Here is a 1,680-nt window from a genome sequence, read left to right as displayed (position 1 = left end):
CGTGCTCGCGGGTCTGCGGCATCGGGCCGTCGGTCGCCGCGACCACCAGGATCGCGCCGTCCATCTGCGCGGCACCGGTGATCATGTTCTTGATGTATCTTGAGCCCACTGAGTCGTTCGTCTATGGCGGGCGACCCAATGTTCAATTCCTGCGGCGATGTCCATGAGGCGAACTGGGGCGGAGGGCTTACCAATGCGGAGAGTGTCAACCAGCGGCCTCACAGCTTGTCCGTAGGTATTCCATATGCGTACCCACCTCCGAAGGCCTGCGGCCTCGCCGAGGTGCCGTAGGGAGAACAGGGGAAACTCGGTCATGGACCGAGGCGAGACAATCCCTGGTCTCCTCCACATCAAGGGGGAATCCCACAACTCTGCTCTATGTGAAGATGAATGGCCCGTTACCAGATCGACGGTGCCGCCCTCGGCGATCGTCATTCCTTCGTAGGCAAGGCTGACAAGCTCCTGGATTCTCAGCAATGGCTCTCGTAGATCGTAGTATTCCTTCGGCCTTTTGGATCTACAGGAAAGCTCGATCGGTGCGAAGATAAGCCGCCTGTCATCGGGTCCGGTTGATTCCCAGTGTGCGGAAACCGCCAGACTGCGACCCCCGTTCAGGGTGAGGACAATATCTTCCGGAGCTTGTACTTCAATGGAGTACGACAAGGCTCGGCCGTCATCAGTCGAGGTGTGGCTTTCCGTTAAGGCGGAAATTCCAGCCCAGTTCGTAATGCCGGGTATCCGGATACTAACTTCCGTCACTCCGGGTTTGGTCAGGCTCCCTGGGTCTAGCCCATGCATCAGGGTTGTAGCCCGATACGTTGCCGTGGAGACGCGGTGCCTTGCAGTATTGTGCGAAACGTTCCTTCGCAGCACGCCAGTAGCCACAATGCCGGAGCTGGACGTCCTGCCTACTAGGGTGTGCGGAACGGGGCTACTTTCAGTAGCCCGTACTTCATTGCGGTTTTCGAGGAGGGTGTCGATGCGGAACAAGCCCTCTTCCTCAACCCATCTAATGTGACCCGGTCGATCCGTTGTGGGGTCATGAGGAAGGGTGCCTAGGGGGGAGAAGTAACCGACACTACCGGCTCGAACCCGCTCCATGTGGCTAGCCTATCTGGATAGTTGGGGATCCTTGATATCTGGTCCGGCGAGTTGGCGAGCGTGAGTTGTGGCGCGAGAAGCGTCCGCTCGATCGGACCATCTGCTGGACGTAGCGTGGCGGCTGGTGGATCACCGGCGGGCATCACGGCCCCTCCCGCCAGCGGCATCGCGGCCGCTGTCGTCGGCACTCACTGGGCTCTTCAGCTGACCCACGTCCGTGCCCGGCTGTAGTCGTAAGTCAACTGGTAAGTGGTTCCGTCGTATCCGATCACCGTGAGCAGGGCGGGTTCATCAGCGCCGAAGAGGATCTGGTCGACGCGGGCGTGCCCGTGGGCGAGGGCATCTCCGACGGCGTGGCGGAACTCCTTCCCGGCCGTAATCACTAACGGGTTGGCCTTCCGCTAGTCAGCGTCATCGAATGCGGGACGAGGAGGTGAGTGGATCATGAGGGGTGGCTCCGGTGCAGGTGCGCGGCGTGCCCGGACCCGAGGAGGCCTGGACGAACTGGTGACCCTGCCGGTGGAGCTGCTGCGGGCCGACCGGAAGCTCGAATCCGCCGGGCCGGTTTAATGCACCGCT

At 61.1% G+C, this 1,680-nt stretch carries 3 protein-coding genes and 1 pseudogene; 1 reads left to right on the top strand and 3 read right to left on the bottom strand.

From position 1 onward, the window contains the following. From ABZ749_RS34860 to ABZ749_RS34850, 3 genes and pseudogenes are all read right to left on the bottom strand, one after another. Positions 1–106: pseudogene (locus ABZ749_RS34860) on the bottom strand (GTP-binding protein); the annotation flags it as partial. Next, a complete protein-coding gene (locus ABZ749_RS34855; protein WP_357235613.1) occupies positions 82–1,101 on the bottom strand; it encodes a hypothetical protein in 1,020 nt (339 codons plus the stop codon). The gene ABZ749_RS34855 and the pseudogene ABZ749_RS34860, both read right to left, overlap by 25 nt. 200 nt (positions 1,102–1,301) lie before the next feature. Next, a complete protein-coding gene (locus tag ABZ749_RS34850; RefSeq protein WP_357235610.1) occupies positions 1,302–1,484 on the bottom strand; it encodes a hypothetical protein in 183 nt (60 codons plus the stop codon). Between the two features lie 61 nt (positions 1,485–1,545). On the opposite strand from ABZ749_RS34850, the gene ABZ749_RS34845 reads away from it, so the two are divergent. Next, positions 1,546–1,671, top strand: coding sequence for a hypothetical protein (locus tag ABZ749_RS34845; RefSeq protein ID WP_357235607.1), 126 nt, complete (start codon positions 1,546–1,548; stop codon positions 1,669–1,671). Positions 1,672–1,680: the final 9 nt, after the last annotated feature.

Origin of the sequence: Micromonospora sp. NPDC047753 (genome assembly GCF_040642735.1) — a bacterium.
Classification (GTDB): Bacteria; Actinomycetota; Actinomycetes; order Mycobacteriales; family Micromonosporaceae; genus Micromonospora.
Note: the sequence above shows the minus strand (reverse complement) of the source record. Positions and strands in the feature narration are given on the sequence as shown.